16 protein-coding genes are annotated in these 20,871 nt (G+C 38.7%); all 16 read left to right on the forward strand.

Translation table 11 applies throughout. The annotated features are described in order from the left end of the window. The first annotated feature begins 9 nt into the window (after positions 1-9). Positions 10-1,926 carry a pLS20_p028 family conjugation system transmembrane protein gene (locus tag A5868_RS06605; protein WP_086304221.1) on the forward strand — a complete coding sequence of 639 codons (1,917 nt, stop codon included), beginning with the start codon at positions 10-12 and terminating at the stop codon, positions 1,924-1,926. 27 nt (positions 1,927-1,953) lie between these two features. Then, positions 1,954-2,259 carry a hypothetical protein gene (locus tag A5868_RS06610; protein WP_086304219.1) on the forward strand — a complete coding sequence of 102 codons (306 nt, stop codon included), beginning with the start codon at positions 1,954-1,956 and terminating at the stop codon, positions 2,257-2,259. Then, the gene (locus tag A5868_RS06615; protein ID WP_086304217.1) at positions 2,249-2,851 is read left to right on the forward strand and encodes a hypothetical protein; all 603 of its coding nucleotides are present in this window, start codon (positions 2,249-2,251) and stop codon (positions 2,849-2,851) included. The genes A5868_RS06610 and A5868_RS06615 overlap by 11 nt, the downstream gene beginning before the upstream one ends. Further along, positions 2,826-4,751 (forward strand): VirB4 family type IV secretion system protein, encoded by a 1,926-nt coding sequence (locus A5868_RS06620; protein ID WP_086304214.1) that lies wholly within the window; start codon positions 2,826-2,828, stop codon positions 4,749-4,751. Before A5868_RS06615 ends, A5868_RS06620 begins: the two co-directional genes overlap by 26 nt. After that, entirely contained in the window at positions 4,751-6,442 is a 1,692-nt protein-coding gene (locus tag A5868_RS06625; protein ID WP_086304212.1) for an NlpC/P60 family protein, read from the forward strand. Before A5868_RS06620 ends, A5868_RS06625 begins: the two co-directional genes overlap by 1 nt. 1 nt (position 6,443) lies before the next feature. Continuing rightward, positions 6,444-7,058: a hypothetical protein gene (locus A5868_RS06630; protein ID WP_086304210.1), complete on the forward strand. Its 615-nt coding sequence runs from the start codon at positions 6,444-6,446 to the stop codon at positions 7,056-7,058. A 424-nt stretch (positions 7,059-7,482) separates the two neighbouring features. Then, positions 7,483-8,298 carry a hypothetical protein gene (locus tag A5868_RS06640; protein WP_086304206.1) on the forward strand — a complete coding sequence of 272 codons (816 nt, stop codon included), beginning with the start codon at positions 7,483-7,485 and terminating at the stop codon, positions 8,296-8,298. 365 nt (positions 8,299-8,663) lie between these two features. Then, complete coding sequence (locus A5868_RS06645) at positions 8,664-8,918, forward strand: ribbon-helix-helix domain-containing protein (RefSeq protein WP_254908312.1); 255 nt, start codon at positions 8,664-8,666, stop codon at positions 8,916-8,918. Next, complete coding sequence (locus A5868_RS06650) at positions 8,918-9,466, forward strand: hypothetical protein (protein ID WP_086304202.1); 549 nt, start codon at positions 8,918-8,920, stop codon at positions 9,464-9,466. Before A5868_RS06645 ends, A5868_RS06650 begins: the two co-directional genes overlap by 1 nt. Before the next feature lie 2 nt (positions 9,467-9,468). Beyond that, positions 9,469-10,710: a MobP2 family relaxase gene (mobP2, locus tag A5868_RS06655; protein WP_086304200.1), complete on the forward strand. Its 1,242-nt coding sequence runs from the start codon at positions 9,469-9,471 to the stop codon at positions 10,708-10,710. A gap of 69 nt (positions 10,711-10,779) precedes the next feature. Next, on the forward strand, positions 10,780-10,962 hold the full coding sequence (locus A5868_RS06660) for a type II toxin-antitoxin system HicA family toxin (RefSeq protein WP_086304198.1): 183 nt from the start codon (positions 10,780-10,782) through the stop codon (positions 10,960-10,962). Positions 10,963-10,999: 37 nt separating this feature from the next. Further along, on the forward strand, positions 11,000-11,455 hold the full coding sequence (locus A5868_RS06665) for a type II toxin-antitoxin system HicB family antitoxin (protein ID WP_042958047.1): 456 nt from the start codon (positions 11,000-11,002) through the stop codon (positions 11,453-11,455). A 92-nt stretch (positions 11,456-11,547) separates the two neighbouring features. Then, entirely contained in the window at positions 11,548-11,988 is a 441-nt protein-coding gene (locus A5868_RS06670; protein WP_086304194.1) for a hypothetical protein, read from the forward strand. A gap of 70 nt (positions 11,989-12,058) precedes the next feature. Next, the gene (locus A5868_RS06675) at positions 12,059-13,642 is read left to right on the forward strand and encodes a DUF3991 domain-containing protein (protein ID WP_086304192.1); all 1,584 of its coding nucleotides are present in this window, start codon (positions 12,059-12,061) and stop codon (positions 13,640-13,642) included. A gap of 871 nt (positions 13,643-14,513) precedes the next feature. Then, positions 14,514-14,798 carry a TnpV protein gene (locus tag A5868_RS19500; protein WP_369596933.1) on the forward strand — a complete coding sequence of 95 codons (285 nt, stop codon included), beginning with the start codon at positions 14,514-14,516 and terminating at the stop codon, positions 14,796-14,798. A gap of 1,493 nt (positions 14,799-16,291) precedes the next feature. Beyond that, positions 16,292-20,749, forward strand: coding sequence for an SNF2-related protein (locus tag A5868_RS19505; RefSeq protein ID WP_441316181.1), 4,458 nt, complete (start codon positions 16,292-16,294; stop codon positions 20,747-20,749). Positions 20,750-20,871: the final 122 nt, after the last annotated feature.

The raw sequence follows: 20,871 nt of genomic DNA on the forward strand, positions 1-20,871 counted from the left end.
GGGAATGAGTTGGTTGATCAACTATTAAAGTTTCAGGATTTACTTCACATTGCGTCGTTTTGGATGGATGTATTAAGAGGAATCGGTTTTACTTTTTTAAAAGGATTTGCATGGGTAGTTGATGCTCTATCAGGGGCAGCAAAAGAGGTTTATAGTTTGATGAATTTCTATCAATACCCGGCTGTTCAGGACTTTATTAATAAGTATCAGCCAGTGATTTGGGCATTAGCGACCGTTGCGGTCGCTTATTTTGGGTGGCAGTTAATTCTTACGAGAAAACTTGATCGAGATAAATTAATCAATAATATCATTTTCGCGATCACGTTATTTTTTGTATTGCCCTGGGCTTTACAGCAAGGAGCTGAATTGACAACTGCCGGTGTAAATGTCTTGCAGGGTAAACAATCAGCCAGTGTTCAGACGTTTAAAAACAATATTACTGATTTGTATACTGTCGATAAAAATGGCTGGAAATCGACCGAAAACCAAAATGATATTAAAGAAAAAAATGATCTTACTGTGTTAGATATTACAGAACAAGTTGATACGGAAGGGAAGCTATTTGAAGCGTCGCCAGTGTCAGACGAAGGTAAGAAACTATTGACGAAACGTTTAAATAAAGTCGATGGGAAGTTTAAGGAAGCCAATATGAAGAGCTTTTGGGGAATTGGAGATCCGGCATATTATCGTTACTCCTGGCACCCTTGGTTAATTGCAATTGAATTAATCACTAAAGGAATCGTTTATGCGTTTGTGATCTTCAAATCAGCTAAATTGATCAATGAAATCGGGTTACTTTACGTCATTACAAGCGGAATTGCTTTAACTGATTTAAAAGATGGCCAGCGAAACAAGCAACTGGCCACAAAGATTAGAGACTCGTTCATCGTATTGTATTTGATGATGTTCTTAATCAATTTCTTTGATATATGGAGTGCTTTTGTAGCAGATTCATCGTTATCCACTTTAGTAAAGCCGATTGCGGTAGCTGCAGGTGCTTGGTTAGTCGTTGACGGACCAAACTTTATTGAACAGCTCTTTGGGATTGATGCTGGCTTGTCTAGTGTTGGCCGGACTGTGATTGCAGCTGTACAAGGTGGTGCAGCTTTGAAAGGTGCAGGAACTGGTATTGGGAATGCGGCAAAAACAGTTGCTTCTAAAGCGGCTGGAGCTAGTCGTCGCTTTGCCAGAGGTGCTGCTTATACTGGATCAGCGGCGAAAGGAGCGCTAGATGGGTTTAAACCTAGTAAGCAAAAAGGCCCAGAGTTACAAGCTGATGAAACAAGCGATTCAAATACAGGCAATACCCACAATTCAGGTGGATTATCCAATGATACTAAGAATCCTGAAAATGGGCCAATGAGCCCACCTTCAACTAACAATCCAACAGAGAATGATCCTGTGGGAAATACTGGTGTTAGTAATGAGGGTAACTTTTCGCTGGGTACACCAAATGGTAGGAATCATCCAGATTCAGGAAAAGGTGGTATTTCAGCTAATAAACCACCAGCTCTTAAAGGTATGGAAAAACCCGGTGCCCCATTGTCCAATAAAGCAATGACAGCACAAGCCAATGCAAATAAAGAAGCCTTCCAAAATATGGGAATTAGCCCCACAACAAGTGCTAAAGACATTTCTGGTGCCTCAAAAGCTCGACAGGCTTTAGATGGACAACCAGCTATTCCAATGGCGCCTAAAGTTTCAGGGGATCAATTGCCACAACACGTACAAGAGGCAAAAGCTCAATTACAACGAGATATGCAGCCGCGGCCAATTGATACCGAAACACTTGGTGAAAAAGCGGTGAGCAAATATGCGGATACAGCTAGAAATATCTACAATGGGCCAACAATGACCCGTTCTCGTAAAGTGTATGATGTTTCAAAAGCAACCAGTAAACGTGTGAAAGATTCATTTAGAGATTAAAGTTATTATCCAGAAAGAAGGGAGAATATGCGTAGGGAAGTTGCTAGACCCAAAGAAGCAATAACGAACATCAAGCAAGGAAGGTTTGATTTTAAAGACGTACTATTTATTGTGGGAAGTCCGTTTATCGGTATGCTCTCACAATATTTGGTGCCGGAAATCTTAAATATACCCTATATCTTGGCGTATCCAGTGATCTTTTATTTACTATTGTCTCCTAGTGATATTCATGGAAAAAAGAATTATCAGGTCGCTATCCAAGTATTATTGAAGGATCGTAAAGTTTACCATTCCATTACGCCTCCAGAGGAGGACGAAACATATGAAATTTGATTCCATTGAACGGAAAAAGCAAGAGAATAAAAAACCACGAAGTGTCCGTAAAGAAATTGATCGACTGACCAGAATTTATCCAGTAGCAGGCATTCATGAAAAGAATTACGTTAAATTATCTATTAGAGGTCAGCGTTGGTATGCGGCCTTTTTTGATACTAAGAAATATGATTTAGAGCTACTAGATGAAGCAGAAGCCGATTTTGTAACCGATAATTATTGGTCATTTCAAAAACAGTATGGAAGTTCAGTCAAAGAGCTTTTCATGAATTTCCCTGAAGAAAATCAAAAACAACAAAGTTATGTGAAATACAAACGTGATCGCGCGAAAGATATCAATCAAATGCGGATTCTTCAGACTGAGTTGGAAAAACTAAAGTATATTGAGAAGACGTATAAAAAACTTACTTCATATGTGGTGATATTTGGTCGTACTATCAGTGAACTAGAAGAAAATATTTCCAACTTAAAACGATTTGACAATCTTTTTGAAGCTAAGTTGTTGAACAAAGAGTATGTAAAAAAAATGCTATATATCCTGAATAATACAGGAGGGATTCAAATTTATGACAATGAAAAAGAAAATAGTTGATGAAGATGTTCAATTTATTTATGATACTCAGCCACAGGGGGGAGTATCCTTTAAAGACGATTTTTTTAATCGCTTTGGTGATGGATATCGCGCAACAATCCATATTTACGAAACCCCCACCATCATGACCGAGTTTTGGTTAATGGATCTTACAAGCATAGATAATGTCATTGTTATGAAAGATTCTCGAACAGATGGTGACGTTGCGTACAAAAAAGGTGTGAGTGAATCAATTGAAGAATTGGAGTCACGTATGAAAAAAGCAAAAACGACGGAACGTGACGAATTAGGGCAAGAAATCGATATTTTACGTCGTTTGAGTCTGAGTATGGGGAGCCAGGGGGAACAGATCAAAAAAGTTGCCTTCCGGATTTTTTGTAGTCAACCAACGTTAGACGCACTGGAAAAGCAGGTCAATGATATTTTGAAACCCTTGGATTCCAATGGTTATCAAGCAACGGTGTTCTTAGGAGAGCAAAAAGAAGAATGGCAATCCCTTTTCATTCCCATGTCGGAACAACGACGGTTGCGGAATCATCGAGATGGGATGGATATTCAAGCTGAAGCGCTGGGCTTGGGTTTTGCCCATAATCAAACTTTTTTAGATGATGAAACAGGATTTTATTATGGGTTTACGCGTACTGGCGGTACAGTTTATTGGGATATGTTTCATAAATCACCCAAACGATTGTACTATAATTTATTCCTTGCTGGTGATATGGGTTCTGGTAAATCAACAGTATTGAAAAAATTATTACGCGACAATGCGGCGAAAGGCAACTATATACGCGGGTTTGATAAATCCGGCGAATTTATGCGAGTCGTTAAAGAATATGGAGGCGTATCTATTCCTCTCGACGGTACTGCCGGTGTGTTGAATATGTTCCAGGTTTATCCGTTAGTATCTAAGAAAACAGCAGATGGTACTTATGTCGTTGATGTAAGGGGCTCGTTTACGCAGCATATTTCTATGCTGGGTATTTTGTTTAATATTCGAAACAAAAAGGCCTCTAGTGAATTGATCAATGAGTTTGAAGATAAAATATGGGATTTTTATATCGACTATGGTATTTGGAAAGAAGATGAGTCAATTGATATCACCAATTTATCAAACGATGAATACCCAATCGCCAGTGATTTCATTGATTATTTAGACAAAGTCGAGCCTAACGCTACTGAAGATACAAAAGGACTGATTAGCTCGATTCGAAGAACTATGAAGCCTTTAACAAAACAATATAAGCGGATTTTTGATGGGAAAACTTCTGTTCCTGATCTTGGAGAAAATCAAATCGTATTTTTTGATATTGAAGGTGTATCTAAATTGGGTTCAGAAATCTTTGATTGTCAGCTGTTCTTAGCATTGAATAACATTATGGGAAATGTGACTCGAATTGGTAAGAAACAAAAAGATTTATTCGATCGGAAGAAAATCAATTGGTGGGATATCATTCGTTGTTTAATTCTTGTTGACGAGTGCCACAATATTTTAAATATTGAAAAAGCCTACGCCGCAAAATGGTTTGTGACCTTGATGTCTGAAGCACGTAAATTATTTATTGGCTTAGCATTGGCCACACAACGTGTTGAGCGGATGTTTCCAAATGCGGAAAACGCCCAAGACAAAGATACGGTCGAAGCGGCCAACAAGCTAAAAGAAATTTTTGGTTTGACACAATACAAAATACTACTGAAGCAAGACGTTACTTCCTTGAATTTTTTGAAAAGTGTCTTTGGAAAAATTTTTACGGATACTGAATATGCTATGATGGCACAATTCCAGACCAGTGAGGAGGTGGGCGGCTCTCAAGGGATTATGAGTATTGCTGGTGATCAAAGTATTCAAATGACTTTCCAAGTCACTGATGAAGAATTAGCACTGTATGATGGAGGTGCCTGATGAGAAAAAAAGCCAAAAAATTTCTTTTCAAAAAGTATTTCATTCCTTTTCTCATTTCAAACTTCCTAGTCATAGGGACGTTGTTCGTGGTAATCATTTCTGTATTTTCTATGATGTACATGAGTCAAAAAGATAAATGTGGTCCTAGCGAAACACCAAGTATTTCTGTTAATGGTGACCCAGGAGCAGTTCCTGCGTCGATTGATGATTTTGTTAAACAACATAAAGATGCCTACATCCTCTCGTGGAAAGCGGGAGGTTTTTTACCGTCTGCAAGTATCGCTCAAACAATGGTGGAAAATGGATTCAACTTTACAAATCCGTCAGGAACGTCGCTTTGGCAAGCGCATAACATGGGAGGGGTTAAGACTTCTAGCAAGGGTCATTTTCCAATCACTTTGGCAACATTTGGTGAGGATTCGGTTGATATTACTGGAACGAAACCTGGAACGAGCGTGGGCGATAATACTGGAGGTGCTTACACCTGGTTTAAAGATTATAATGCAGGCATTGTCGGTAAAGCAGAGTTCATGGCGCACCAAACACTCTATACTGGAGCAATCAATAATACCGACGGAGCCAGCGCTTTAACTGCAATTTTTAAGGGCGGTTGGGCAACTGATCCAAGTTACTTGACCAAGCTGTTAAGTACCTATAATTCATTAGGGAAGAATTATCAATGGCTAGATCAAGAAGCAATTACTAAATATGGCAATTCGCCTTATAAGTCTGGTGCAATTGGTGAGGATGATTCTATTCCAAAGAAAGATTCAACATCTTCTGGCAATCATAAGATTGATTCTTCTAAGCGTTCTAAAATCATTGATTTTGCGAGAAGTAGAATCGGTGTTCCATATCTATGGGGAGGTCGAGATTGGGACAAAGGAATGGATTGTAGCGGACTTACCATGTTGGTCTATCAGAGGGTTGGAATCACGCTGCCGCCTACGTCTGAAACTCAATCAACTGCGGTGAAAAAGATTAGTAAAGAGGAAGTCAAAAAAGGGGATCTCATCTTTTGGGGACCTGCCGGAAGCTCACATCATGTAGCGATTTATAGTGGTGATAATAAAATGATTGAGGAACCGCAACCTGGGCAAAGTTGCCAAGAAGTTCCTCTCCGTGAGGGCATATGGTTTGGCACGATCGAGGGACTTGGCGGTGACGACAGCGAAGACAGTGACAGTGATAATTGTGAAGTGGATACTGGAGATCCTGTAGGTGAAGTTGTCGGTCAAAACTCGGCACCAACATTAGAAATTCCGGCAGAGTATAAAGGAAAATTGACGTTGCCCGCACCTGACAATAAGAACTATGCAGGGAATCAATACCCAATGGGTCAATGTACCTGGGGAGCATTTAATCGCATGGCTCAAATCGGAAAACCGATTGAATGGTTCTCTGGTGACGGTGGGAATGGTGGTTCTTGGGGAGCCTCAGCGCGCGCACGAGGGTACACAGTTGTAAAAGGAAAACCACAAGTCGGCTGGGCAGCAAGCTTCTACGGTGGACTGGCCGGATCAACACCGCCATATGGTCATATAGCAGTCGTTGAGTACGTCAATTCAGATGGCAGTATGCTAGTTAGCGAAACCAATGTTGTGAGTCCTGGTTCTGGTACTCGCTCTTGGCGAGTGATTGACAAAGCCACCACTTCCCAAGTTGAATTTATTCAAGGAAAGGGGAAATAAAATGGAACCTATTTCAACAAGAGTGAAGTTTATTGTAGGTAGTTTTATTGCAGTTTTTCTTCTCACAGCTATGTTTGCCCTACTAAATGATACCCATGAGAAATCCAAAAGTATCAAATTGTTAAAGCAAGATAACGCGAATTTGAAAAGCAATGTAGCAGATTTATCCAATAAATATACTCAGCTTTCTGAACAGTATGACGCATTAAATAGAGAAAAAAATGGTTCAGCTAATGAGTCATTATTGAACACCACGAATGAACTATTCAAGATGGTTTATACCTACGATACCGTAAAGAAATCTGACAGTGTTGCCGCTCGGAAAGAAAAAGCGAAATCCTATGCGAATGCGTCAACACTCGATGCTCTTTTTTCAAAAGAACCAGAAAAATTACTATCCACTGTTACGACAGTTTCCAAAATGGAAGGTATCCCGGAAGTCTACCGAATGTCCTCTGACGAAAAGAATCTTACTGCAATGGTGTTAATAAACTATTCTTTTTCAATTGCTGGGAGTGATAAACAAGAAAGCAAATTTATGTATCGAATCGTTTTTGATCCAGCGCTAAATAAAGTAACTGAAGTTAAGAATATTGGAGAGGTAAACATTCCTTAAAAATGGAACGGATTGAAGGTGAGAACGTGACGAGAAAAAAAAGTATCAAGTGGAAGGTGGTTCTCCTAATCATTGGTCTGATAATTAGTTTAGTAGGAACGTCAATTCTACAGATGAGCACTTTTGAGAAACAAGCTTCTCCAAGAGAAATTAGTCCACAAACTAGAAAAACGGTTGTATTTTATCGTGACGATTGTCCCGATTGTCAGTCGGTATTTCCGTTATTGTATTATCACAACCTATTCAAAAAAGACTTGATTTTTGTCAATATGAATCAGCCACTAAACCGTCGCTATATTCGGACCTATAACCTAAAGAGTGTTCCAACTATCGTTAAAAAAAATCGCCAATATTCAGGAACTGACAAAGAAAAAATACGACGGTTTCTGGACAATGACTTTTAGGAAAAGGAGGCGAAAATTTCGTGGCCGTAAAAATCTCACTAAAGAAAAATGAACGTAAAAAATACCAGTATATGGTGTTCGCAATCGTGGGTGTTTTTCTATTTTTCTTTGGCAGCAGCTTGCTTGTAAAACCAGAAGTCGATGCAAAATCCACAAAAATTGGAGAAGGGGTTTCATCTGAAATGCGGAGTATTACCTTAGTTGAACGGCAGTATTATCCGAAAGATGAGACGCTAGTTTTCTCCTATCTGTCACCAATCAACAGTTCAACTGTTCTCGATGAGTTGAAAGTATCCGCCAAAAAAGACCGAACAGATGAAACAAAGTACGACGCTTCAATCAAAAAAATCAATGAAGAGTTGTACGTGGTTAAAGTTAAACATTTGCCTAATTCTTGGGAAAAACTTGCCATAGCGATTTATGCAAAAAAGAGTGATCTTCAATCCATGGGAGACGATCAGAAATTGCATTTTGTAAGGCAAGAATTAACTACTAATGATCCCTATAATCCGAATCGTTCAAAGAGTTCTTATGAACTGACCGCTGTTAGATTTGAGATCGATCAGACACAAAAAGATATGAGAGCTAACAGTAAAAAGGAAACGGACTTTCACAAATCAATCAAGAAAATAGAGAAGGTGAATAGCAATTTAGAATTATCACTTGAAGATAAAACAGAAAAGGAACAAGAGAAAACAAAGCAGACAATCGACCAAAATAAATCGCAAATCGACTCAATTGAAAAAGAGATAGCTACCCTAAAAGAGAGTGATAGTGAACTGAATTTAAAACTAAATAAATTGAACGATCGGAAACAAGAATTGCAAAATCCGTAAGTCGACTCTAAAAATTTGACCCGCTACGGAACATGGTATTTGCCCGAAATTTCTAACCTAGTACCTTGATAACTTTGTTCTCCTAGTTTTTTGACCCGCTATTAAGTCGGGTTTGCACTAAATGACCCGCTATGGAGCCGGTTCGATGGATTAACAGACCCGCTACAGAGCATGGTTCACAAAGTATTCTGGGGTCACTATAAACCAACCCGCACTGCGGGTTCCACCACAATATGGGGGCAGGGTTCCCTTATGCTCTTACAAAATCCCTTTCCATTGTTTCACAATGTCAGGGATTTGTAAGTTCTCCGAACACGTTCGGAAGTCTTGATTTGTCAGTTTTGATCATTGAAGGAGTGAACTTTTTGGAAATAAAAGTCAGAAACATACCCGCAAAAACAGTCGCTGCTCTTGATGAGTTGGCGAAACAAAATAGTCAGTCCAGGGAAGAATATATCCGCCGACTTTTAGAACATCATGTCATGTATTCTGAAGTGGAGGGATTGAATAGAAAGTACGAAACATTGGTTCAAGAAATTTCGCAAAATATGATTCTTACGCTCAACGAAAATACCAAAGCTTTGAATGAATTTATTGAATTTCGGAAGGAGAATTCCTGATGAAAAAATTGGAAGTAAACTTGAGAGAAGCAGACGAATCTGAGTATGGTTGGGTATATTTAGAACCTTATTTAGAAAAATCAGATGGCAAACGTCGGCCAGCTTATCAAGCACTGGAACAAATATTTCGCGAACATGAAATGTATAAGGCAATCGCTGAGAATATGGCCTCCATGCAAAAAGAATTATCTGGTCAGTTAGACAAAATTCAAAAAGAAGTTCATTTCACTTTGTTGCGGAGTGGTGATGCTGAGAAAAGCGCTAGAACACTTCTTCATTTATGGAATAGCTACAACTTTGATAAAAACGTGACCAGCTACTTACCTATGGGTGAACTGGTGACGCCACCAATGGAAAAAGCAATGTATGAAGTCGGCCAGTATTACAAAGAGTTATCTGCGAAAAAAAGAAGTCGGAGTGAATCATTAACAACAGATGCAGAAAAAATAAGTACATCAGATCAAGATCAAAAACTACCAGAAAAAGAAGGATTTAGTGAGGTAGATTCTGCTGGTGTAAGAGCTACGTTTGCGGATTGGGCTGAATAATTATGGTGAAGGCAGCACTGGTTATGAAGTGGAAATTTGTCATGTCAAACAACCAAAAATTTCAGAAATATATCGATTATATTGATCGTGATGAAGCGACGCGGACAAAAGAATTTCACCAGTATAATATCTTGGAAAGTGACGGCTACAATCATTATATGGAAGATCCCGATAAGTCTTCAGGATTATTTACGGCCAACAAGGATCACTTAACTAAAGAAGAACGACTGACAGTAAAAAAATTATTCCAAAAAGCGCAAAGCAATGACTCACTCATGTGGCAAGACGTTGTTAGTTTTGACACGAATTGGCTAACGGAGGTCGGGCTATATGATCCCAAAAAGGATCAGTTAAATGAAGCAAAAATAATGAATGCTATTCGAGTCGCTATGAACGAGCAGTTAAATGCAGAAAAGCTAAAAAATAGTGCTGTGTGGACCGCCGCAATCCATTACAATGAGCTACATCATATTCATGTCCACATTGCGATCGTGGAACCTGAACCGACTCGTGAATACGGCACTTTTACCAGAAAAGACGGTTCAACCTATGAAGCGAGAAAGGGGTTCCGATCGAAGAAAAATGTAGATCGTTTTAGAAGCCAGGTCATGAGTCAGTTGTTGGATCGAGATCAGCCATTGGCTCAAATATCTTCAATGATACGTACCCAATTAGGGAAACACAAAGGAAGTATGCGGCAACTGCCAGATAGTGAACTAAACTATTTATACGATAAGATTTATCAATCTTTACCGCCAGATCGTAACAAGTGGAAGTACAACATGAATGCAATGAACGAGATACGACCAGATATTGATCGGTTCATTAGGACCTATCTCAACACGTATGAAAAAAATGAGTATCATGAGCTTCAAAATTTATTAGATGAAAATTCTTCTTTCTATATGAAGTTGTATGGTGAAGGAACAAAAGAGTATCAACGAGCAAATGATTTTAAGATCAATAAGAATGCAGAATTGTATTCCTTGTTGGGTAATTCATTGCTAAAAGAGATGTCCAATCAGTACAAAGCAGAACATGATATCCCAACTAAAGACGGTTCTGTTGATTGGAATAAGTTACTTTCTAAACAATCCAAAAACTGGAGTAGCCATACAACAAAACCTGATTTATCTAAAGTAAAAAAGGCACTAAGAAAAGATTTTCAAAGTATTAAGAACCAACAAGTCTACTTGAAGAATATGAGGGAAAGAGAACAACCAGATCAAGGATTATCTCGATAGAATTATAGCCAATCATTTACAATACGTGTAATACGTGCTATAATAATTTTGTCAGGAGGTATAGTGCACATGCCAATGACGCAAAATGAAATGGTGAAACTCCTAATTGAACACGGCGGCGTTAAAGTCAAAGGTGGGAAAGGAACTCATATAAAAGTGAGGTTTCCTGGAGTGAACCGGCCGATCATTGTTCCTCAGAAATTACCCAAAGGGACAGAAAACGGTATTCTGAAGCAAGCAGGGTTGAAATAACTCTGTTCTGCTTCATTAAAAGAAAGGAGAATGAATGATGCTTGTTTCTTATCCGGCCTTGTTCTATTTCGAAAATAGCGAAGGCTATGACCCTGGATTTTCTGTTTTCTTTCCAGACTTTCCCAATACAGGTGGTACGAGTGGTTCTACAATCTCTGAAGCTCTGGAAATGGCGTCTGATTATTTAGGAATTCTATTATCTGATGATATTGAACAGGAACGCGAGTTACCAAAACCTTCCTTAATCAGTTCGCTATCTTTAGAAGAGAATGATCCTTTTAAAGATGATTCAGATTTTAATTTTGAATATGATTTTGAAAAATCGTTTGTGTCTATGGTGAGTGTTGATCTATCCCAATATCTTGGGAATAATGATCCCATTAAAAAGACTTTAACTATTCCCAAATGGGCAGATAAGCTTGGAAAGGATCTTCATTTGAACTTTTCAAAGACTTTAACTGATGCAATCGTAAGCAAAAAAATGGGTGCATAAAAACATTTTTAATGAAAAAAATAATAACAATTTTTAAGGGAAGCGAATTATTCGTTTCTCTTTTTTTATTATCAAAAAAGGAGGGAAGCTTAATGGCGAATACATCAAATGCAAAACAAACTTATTCGATTGGAAATTTAGTTAATGAAGTAAATAAGCAGTATGAGGGATTATTTGAAATACCTGATTCAGAGTTAACGATCGGTGACGATCGTTTTTTTAATTTGCTTGAGATTAAGCATAAAGAAAATGAAAAAGTGCTGGTTTTATCTTCTTTAGAACAGGAACAGGATTATTTTGTTGTTGGTCCGAATAAAGTGAAATGGACGGATAACTGGTCAGGAGAAGATGACCGAATCTATAGAGGTAATGTTCAAGATGAGTTCCAGATTTCTTTTGAAGAAGAGGTCTTTCAAGTGAACGCAAATAATTTAGAGTTTAGCAAGAAAAGGACAAGTCCAGTTTTCGAAATTGATATGGATACACCGAACAAACACACTAATCGTTCAAATTCTCACGGATTAGAACGATAAATATGAGCTATCGTTGAGAGAAGAAGTGAGTAGAAAATGCTCACTTTTTTCTATTTTGGAGGTGACATGAATGGAAAAAAATGAGTACCAAAAGTTATTAACTGAAGCCAAGAAAATTTCTATTACTTCAGTCATGGATGATCAAGGAATGGACTATATTGATATGCGCAATTTTGCCCAGGGAATCGAGCATGACAGTTTAATGATCGACAAGCGAAAGAATCGCTTTTATTGGAACTCTCAAGTTGAAAATGGTCAAGTTGTTCATGGCGACGTCTTAGACTTTGTTTCCCGATTTTACGACATGAGTCATTTAGAAGCGCTGAATTATTTAACCCAGGAACACCATGAACAGCTCAGAAAGACTGAAACTACTGAAAACCCCAAAGAACCATTTCAGTATTATTTTGAACATAATAATGACTTCTCTAATGCAGCTGATTATTTGGTAAATCAGCGGAAATTATCAGCTACTCTAGTCGAAACATTACACGAGAAAGGCTTCATTCAAGAAGATAAATACAAGCAAAGTATATTTGTTTGGTCGGACACTGGCAAAGCGGTTGGGGCTTCCGTGGTAGGCTCTGAATACAATCCTGAAAAATTTAAACGTGGCCGCTTTAAAGGAATCGCCAAAAATAGTGAAACGAATTTCGGATTTAACGTAACAATCGGAACGCCAAATAAGTTGTTCGTTTTTGAGTCGCCTATTGATCTACTCAGTTATTGGTCCATGAACCCACAATTGGAGAATTGTATGTTAGCGGAAATGGAAGGGTTGAAGGAGCAATCGGTTTATAAATTTATCAATCAAATGTATCTCTCTAAGGGTTCTTTGCCTCACGAGGGGATTTACATTGGCGTTGACAATGACCAAGCTGGCCACCGTTTTTTTGACAATCTATCCAAACTTTCTTATGTGATCAATGAGACTGGTCAAGAGATTCATTTCAAAAAATTGATTCCACATGATTTGGATATTCCTAAAGAAAACATTCCTATTTACCAGGAAGCTGCCAATTCTTTTAATGTTGACTGGCGAGCCGTTGCAGCCATCCACAAGGCGCTTACGAATTTCAATACCGAAGGAAAGAATGCAAATTCTTGGAATGTGGATCAATACTTTTCTGGTGAGGATTTTGATTTATTTTTGGAAAGTAAGAATGTGACAGAGCAACTAGCCGAAATTGAAACAACTACTGAAGAGTATGATTTCCAAAAACTGTTTCGTATTGACGAGGGAATGGACCCGATTGAGCTGCATGGACTACATCAAAAAGTAAGCAGTTATTATGAAGATTATCGAAATCTTGGCTACCGGCCAACAGACGCTCTTATTAAGGACTGGAATGATTCTCTACGATATAGAGTACTAGTGCAATTAGAAGCTCGTTTACTTGAATCCGTATATGAGCGCAATGGTAAAGAGCAGATGAAAATCCACAAAGATGAGGAACGAAAAAAGTATGTCGCTGTTTCTCAAGATTCACAATTTCATGAACCTTTCTTTGAAGCGGACTCTCCTGAAGAGGCCGCTCTTTTAGTAAAAAATTATGGATTCCAGGCAGTAGATAAAGAGGATCGTGTGAAATATCAGCCTGATCGAGCGCCTGAAGGAAAGAAACATGAAGAATCATGGCTGATGAGTCGTTGATATTAGGGGGAAAGATGAATGGGCTTATTAGATCGATGGAAAAATCAACAACATTCGATTAACAAATTACACAATGATTTGGCTTCAATGTACAAACAGATATTAGAACAGGTAACTAGTAATGAACAAGAAATTTTGCAGTTCTTAGAGTTTAGCAGCCAACTGTACAAGTATGACTTAGAAAGTGCTTTGTTTGCTTATGGACAGAATCCGAATGCAAAATTTTTAGCAGATTTTGATACCTGGAAATCTATTGGTCGATCTGTTACGCAAGGTTCTAAGGCCATTAAAGTACTGCACCAAAAAGAAAATGGCTTATTTTATCATGTGAACCTTTTTGATGTCGCACAAACAACCGGAAGAGAATTCTCTTTTCCGGTTTGGCTGATGGATGAAGGTCAATACACAACCGTCACTGATCGTGCATTCCAGATTTCAGATGATTCTGCAGATGCTCTTTGGAATGGGATCGTTACAGAGTATTCAGATAATCAGATGATAGAAAATTTGTCAGATTCCTTTGAATATTATGAGGAAGTTAGTGAGTTTATGTTGAAATATAAACTTGGCCAGTTTCCACGCTGGAAAGACTATGTTGGTGACGTGCAACCTTTTGTCGGAAATCCTGACCTATTTATTGAGGCTGTTCCCAAAATTATTGACGCGAACCGTTCACTTTTAGTGCAAGTAGATCAAGCGAAAAGAGAATTACTTTCAAAGGAGAATGACAATGCCAAACAATTTAGATCAAATAAACCAGTATCAGGAGAAAATGAACCAACAAAACCAAGCGTACAAACGGCGAACGAAACCAATCGTGATGCTGGATTACAAGGAAGAGAACGGTCTACTGTATCCGAAAATGACAGAAATGGCCGGGAACCACGAACTGAGCAAACAAGAAATGATGATCCAGGAATATCTGCAGGAGAATCAAGCAACACTGTATCACGAGTTGTATCTGAGCGGCGAGTTGATGATTTATCTGAAGAACAAAGAGGAACAGCTGAAGACGAAAGAACAGAAGATCTTCCAGAAACTACTGCAGCAAAGAGTGGACCAACTACCAACAGAATTGCTGCACCGGACACAAGTGATCAACCAGCTGAAGGAACAAGCCCACGAAATGACACTGGAGGATCTTCTTCCGGTTTAAGCAAGGTCGAACCATTTTCTTATAAAGAACTGGTTTCAGTCGTAAAAATGGGCTCTCAATTTCAAGATGGGAAATTCCGAATTTATGACGCCTTTAATAAAGGATTATCAAAGACGGAACTCTCTCAATTCTTAAAAGAAGAATACGGCACTGGCGTCAGTACTTCTACCGGCCAGTTTAAACTGATTACAGATCATGATAGTAAAGGAATTCGGATTCGAGATAAGTGGGAGGGAGAAGATAAAAGAGAAACGCTTCTTACCTGGAACCAAGTTCGAGATTACACCCAAACGTTGGTATCTGCCGGATTGTATTTTTCGGAAGAGGAAAGATTGAATTATCAACGATACCGACACGGCCAGATAGCGAAGAATGCAGGAATCACACCGAAAGAATATTTACCAGAAGTCTTGAAATCAAACATGGTGATCAATCTAAAGAGAGATATTTATTCTTTCTTCCAAGAAGATCCTTCAGTAGAGAAACGAGCAGAGTTTCTGAAAGAGCGGTATGGAATTGGTGGGGCGAATACACCTGATAAACCCTACCATTATGCCCATGTAGATAAAGGGATCACGTTAACGAACTATTATGAATCAAAGACGTTTACCTGGAAACAAGTAGCAGAACGTATCCAACAATTAATAAATGAAAATGCGTATATGCAAGATGGGGATTATGAAGAACAACACCGAGATTATGGAATCAATCTGAACCTAGATGAATCAGGTAGGGAGGATCAGACTGAATCAATCCAAGAAAATCAGAGTGACGTTTCCGCGGATTCGTCATTCGATGTGTCTGAGTGGACCGAATTACCCGAAGACTATCGTTTCCAGCGATTGAATGACAAGGCGTATCTAGTCAATGAAAAAGGTGAGTTTGAGATTGAACCTGTCGAAATCACTTATTCTGATGGAAAAACGTACTACCGGCCAATTGTGCAGGCTGTTTCTGAAACGATCGAAGTAGAACAAGCAGCTGAAGGTGAAATTGATTTATTTGATTATCAGTATACGGAAGCACAAGCAGCCCCTGCTGCAAACAATAAAGAAGAATCCAAAAAAGAGTCAGTCGTACCGATAGATTTCTCCTTTGACCAAAACAATGATTCTCTTTATGGTAAAAAGCCGAAAGAACGCCTAGTAGATAACTTGGCTGCCTTGCGACTGTTAAAAAAATTAGAGCAAGAGAATCGGTTAGCCACTACTGACGAACAAGAGATCTTAGCTAAGTATGTTGGTTGGGGTGGTTTATCTGAAATCTTTAATACAGAAAATGACAGCTATGCTAAAGAGCGGGAAGAACTAAAAGAATTAGTGACCACCGAAGAATACGAAAGTGCCAGAGAAAGTGTTTTAACTGCTTATTATACGGACCCGATGATTATAGAACAAGTGTATGAAACAGTGGAACGGCTTGGGTTTAAACATGGCCGGATTCTTGATCCCGCAATGGGAACAGGGAATTTCTTTTCAGCAATGCCGACCACAATGAAACAAAACTCCCAACTATATGGTGTGGAGCTTGATCACTTGTCTGCAGCACTCTCTAAGCAGCTTCAGCAGTCGGTCCACATCCAGGAAAAAGGGTTTGAAGAGACACAATTTATCGATGGAAGTTTTGATTTAGTTGTGGCCAATGTGCCATTTGCAGATTTTAGAATCAAGGATAAAAAAACCTTGGAAAGCTATTATATTCATGATTATTTTATAAAGCATTCACTGGATCTTGTTCATGAGGGTGGCATTGTTGCGGTAATCACGTCTTCCGGTACCTTGGACAAAAAGGATTCTTATTTCAGAAAAGAGTTGACCACTCAAGCTGAGTTATTGGGCGCTGTAAGATTGCCAGAAACAGCGTTTAAGGCGATTGCTGGGACAGAAGTAACTACGGATATCCTTTTCTTCAGGAAGGAAGCTGCCGAATTAAGAAGAGACTATGGGGAACGTTCCTGGGAATCTACGGTAGAAGTTGAAAATCACCAACGCTTTGATGATGGTTCGTTGTATCCACCAATCACAGTTAATAAGTTTTACTCGGAAAGATGGTCTTCTATTTTAGGTGATTTCAAATATAAGAATTTCCGTGGAGGGACGTATACTGTAGTTCCCCAAGAGGGCAATGATTTAAGCCAACAATTAAAAGACCGCCTACGGATCGTCAATGGCGAGTATGTATCGCCAATTGAGTTGGGATATAAAGTTCCAGACGTATTGCCGCTGATTGATGAAAAAACACCTAATTTAGATCAGGAACAATTGCCACTATACAGCTACATTGAAAGAGAAGGCTCTATTTATTATCACGGCAATGGTGATATTGAGAAAGTAAGTCTAGGAGATACCAGGAAAAAACGTATGTTGGGTATGATCGATATTCGTGATTGCTTGTCTGAAGTTATTTCTTATCAGCAGCAGTATGATTTTGACCAGGAGGTATTTTCAGCCAAACTCGCTGAATTGAATCGAGTTTATGATGGATTTATTAAAAAATACGGTCCAATCAACTCTCAAGTAAATAGTCGCTTATTTTATGAAGATGATCGCTTTGCTCTACTTTCTTCGATTGAGATTCCACAAAAAAATGGGTCAGTCACTAAAGGCGATGTTTTTAGAAAGGCAACCATACGGCAAATTGAACCTGTGACGAAAGTAAATAGTGCAATTGAAGCGTTGAATCATAGCTTATCAAAACTTGGCAGGGTGGATCTTAGCTATATGTTGTCGATTTATCCAGTGGAGGAATCTATTTTATTAGAACAGCTGGACAGCCATATTTTTATTGATACCGAAAAATATTTACAAGCGGACAAGCAAGCAGAAAAAGCGTACGTTCCTAAAGACGAATATTTATCGGGTGACGTGAAACATAAATTGAGCCTGGCAAAAATGTTGGTCGGATCAGATGATCGCTTTGAAAATAATATTGCAGCGCTGCAAGAAGTCATACCTAAAGATTTAACGATCAGCGAAATAGAATATGATATTGGAACCAGTTGGATACCACTGGACACGTATCACACCTTTATGAAAGATGTGTTCGATGCAGCACCATTTAAGCTTTCACATGAAATAATAAAAGTAGAATACAATCAGTATTCGGATACGTACCATATCAGCGGTAAAAAATCGGATAACTCGGTGTTGATCAATAACGAATATGGAACCAGTCGTATCAACGCTTATCAAATTCTTGAAAAGTCTTTAAATATGAAAACTGTTCAAATTTTTGATAAAGAAGAGGTTTGGGTAAATGGGGAGCAAATCACTAAAGACGTGCTTAATGTAAAAGAAACGATGTTGGCTCGATCGAAACAAGAACATATCCACCATGCTTTTAAAGATTGGTTGTTCCAAGATCACCAACGTGCGGAAACGCTCTTGAGGATCTACAATGATACGTTCAACCGAATCCGGCCAAGGCAATATGATGGCAGTTATCTTTCATTTGAGGGGATGAATGAACAATTTGAATTAAGGCCCCACCAAAAAAATGTGGTTGCCAGGATCGTTGAGAATGGGCGGGCCTTGATGGCTCATGAGGTAGGAGCTGGTAAAACAGCTAGTATGATCGGTGCTGGTATGATGATGAAAGACCAGGGCTTAATCAAAAAACCAATGTATGTCGTGCCTAATCATCTGACGGAACAATTCGGCCAAGAATTGCTTCGATTTTATCCGTCAAAGAATGTTTTGATTACTGGTAAAAAGGATTTTGAGAAAAAGAACCGGCAAAAATTTGTTTCAAGAATTGCGACAGGAGACTATGACGCAATTATCATTGGGCATAGCCAATTCGAAAAAATTCCTTTGAGTAAGGAGCGGAGAACGGCTTTAATCAAGCGAGAACTGAGTGAACTTGAAGAAGGAATCCGGCTTGAAAAGAGTGAAAGTGGACAATCTTGGAGTTTAAAACAGATGGTCAGTTTTGAAAAACGACTGAAAGAACGGCTGAAGAACCTACAAAATGAAGAGTACAAAGATCGGCTACTAACTTTTGAAGAGTTGGGTGTCGATTTTTTATTTGTCGATGAAGCTCATAATTATAAAAATCTTTATACCTATACAAAAATGTCGAACGTTGCTGGTGTGAATACCTCAAACAGCTTGCGTGCGACAGATATGTTTATGAAGTGCCAATACATGTTGGAAAAATTTCAAAATAGAGGAGTTGTTTTTGCGACTGGTACACCAATTTCTAACTCAATGAGTGAATTATACACCATGCAGCGTTATCTTCAGCCGGATGAATTAGCTCGAATGAATCTTCATACATTTGACCGCTGGGCTTCTACTTTTGGTGAGGTTGTGACGGCACCAGAAATCAATCCAGAAGGTAGTGGCTTTCGCATGAAGAGTCGTTTTGCAAAGTTCCATAATTTACCGGAATTAATGAGTTCATTCCATTTAACTGCAGATATCCAAACAAGCGATATGCTTCAATTACCAGTTCCTGAGATTGCGACTGGGAAACCACAATTAGTGATTTCTGAACCCTCTGAATTTCAGGAAAAGAAAATGGCTGAATTGGCCGAACGAGCAGATGCGGTACGTTTGGGTCAGGTCGATCCACGAGAAGATAATATGTTAAAAATCACGAATGAAGCCAAATTAATGGCCATTGATCCGCGTCTGTTAGATTCAACAGCACCGGCTTATATGGATGGAAAACTATTCAAATGTGCAGAAAGAGTACATGAAATCTGGCAAAGTACGTTTGAAAAGAAATCAACGCAAATTATCTTTTCGGACTCTGGTACGCCTAATCCTAATAAATTCAATGTGTATGATGAAATTAAAAAAATCTTGATTGAAAAAGGGATACCAGAAAATGAAATTGCCTTTATCCACTCGGCCAAAAACGACCGGCAAAGGGATGAACTATTTGAAAAAGTTCGTCGTGGAGACGTTCGCATTATTTTAGGGAGTACCGAAAAATTAGGAACTGGTACAAATATCCAGGATAAATTGATTGCTCTGCACCATTTGGATGTTCCGTGGCGTCCAAGTGATCTGACCCAACGGGATGGTCGTGGTGTGCGGCAAGGAAATGAAAACTCAGAAGTTCAGATTTATCGCTATGTTGCTCGAAATTCGTTTGATTCTTATTTGTGGCAGACCCAAGAAAACAAATTGAAGTTTATCAATCAGGTCATGACTGGTAAAAGCATTGCTAGAAGTGCAGATGATATTGACCAATCAACGTTAGATGCGGCTGAAGCTAAAGCGCTGGCTACCAACAATCCCATGCTTTTAGAAAAGATGACAGTGGATCGGGAAGTTATGAATCTGCAGTTACTAAAAAGCAGCTGGCAATCTAGCCGATTAATATTAACTCATAACTTAGAAAACGTATATCCCAAACAGTTGGAAGATACACAAATAAATTTGGAAAAAACGATCAAGGACAATGAGTGGGGCGCTAAGCAATTGAATGGTGAATTCTCCATGACACTATTAGACCAAGTTTATGAAGATCGATCGGAAGCGTTAGAGGCATTCAATTCGATTATAGAAATGGGATCAGAAATGGAAAGAAAAATAATCGGTTCAATGCATGGTTTTGATCTAAAAATCGCTCCTTCTCGTTTCGGTCAAATGATTGTTTCCTTAGAGCGAGAACGAAGTTATACGGTTGCTGTAGAAAAAAATGGGAAAGGGTCTCTAACGCGCATGACGAATGTTTTGCGGACACTTCCTGAAAAGATCAATAATTTGAGAAACGAAAAAGAGGATCTGGTTAAAAAACTCGATCAAGCCAAGCGACAAGTCGCTAAGCCTTTTGAACAAGAGGAGGAATTGAAACAGTTGATAGAAAAACAGACAGCCATCAACCTTTCTTTAGAAATGGGTGAAAATGCTACTTCTATTCAACAACCTACTGTAGAGATAGCAGATGAAGTAAGCTCCATCAAACCTACTTCTCTAGCAATGGAACAAGGAAGATGAGTGAAAGTATTTTTAACAATCCCTTGTGTATATCCCGTATACGGGATATACTGTGGATAGAGATAGTAATTTTAAAAAAGGATATTGTTCTCTACTACCAAGAATTCAATAGTAGTTAAAGC

Origin of the sequence: Enterococcus sp. 12F9_DIV0723 (assembly GCF_002174375.1) — a bacterium.
Taxonomy (GTDB): Bacteria; Bacillota; Bacilli; order Lactobacillales; family Enterococcaceae; genus Enterococcus_A; species Enterococcus_A gilvus.

What these genes read in the sequence shown, in the direction of transcription:
- A5868_RS06610 (WP_086304219.1), top strand. Translation starts at nt 1,954, where the DNA reads ATGCGTAGGGAAGTTGCTAGACCCAAAGAAGCAATAACGAACATCAAG.
- A5868_RS19500 (WP_369596933.1), top strand. Translation starts at nt 14,514, where the DNA reads ATGGCCGGGAACCACGAACTGAGCAAACAAGAAATGATGATCCAGGAA.
- A5868_RS06625 (WP_086304212.1), top strand. Translation starts at nt 4,751, where the DNA reads ATGAGAAAAAAAGCCAAAAAATTTCTTTTCAAAAAGTATTTCATTCCT.
- A5868_RS06650 (WP_086304202.1), top strand. Translation starts at nt 8,918, where the DNA reads ATGAAAAAATTGGAAGTAAACTTGAGAGAAGCAGACGAATCTGAGTAT.
- A5868_RS06630 (WP_086304210.1), top strand. Translation starts at nt 6,444, where the DNA reads ATGGAACCTATTTCAACAAGAGTGAAGTTTATTGTAGGTAGTTTTATT.
- A5868_RS06615 (WP_086304217.1), top strand. Translation starts at nt 2,249, where the DNA reads ATGAAATTTGATTCCATTGAACGGAAAAAGCAAGAGAATAAAAAACCA.
- A5868_RS06620 (WP_086304214.1), top strand. Translation starts at nt 2,826, where the DNA reads ATGACAATGAAAAAGAAAATAGTTGATGAAGATGTTCAATTTATTTAT.
- A5868_RS06665 (WP_042958047.1), top strand. Translation starts at nt 11,000, where the DNA reads ATGCTTGTTTCTTATCCGGCCTTGTTCTATTTCGAAAATAGCGAAGGC.
- A5868_RS06660 (WP_086304198.1), top strand. Translation starts at nt 10,780, where the DNA reads ATGCCAATGACGCAAAATGAAATGGTGAAACTCCTAATTGAACACGGC.
- A5868_RS19505 (WP_441316181.1), top strand. Translation starts at nt 16,292, where the DNA reads ATGAAACAAAACTCCCAACTATATGGTGTGGAGCTTGATCACTTGTCT.
- A5868_RS06670 (WP_086304194.1), top strand. Translation starts at nt 11,548, where the DNA reads ATGGCGAATACATCAAATGCAAAACAAACTTATTCGATTGGAAATTTA.
- mobP2 (WP_086304200.1), top strand. Translation starts at nt 9,469, where the DNA reads ATGGTGAAGGCAGCACTGGTTATGAAGTGGAAATTTGTCATGTCAAAC.
- A5868_RS06675 (WP_086304192.1), top strand. Translation starts at nt 12,059, where the DNA reads ATGGAAAAAAATGAGTACCAAAAGTTATTAACTGAAGCCAAGAAAATT.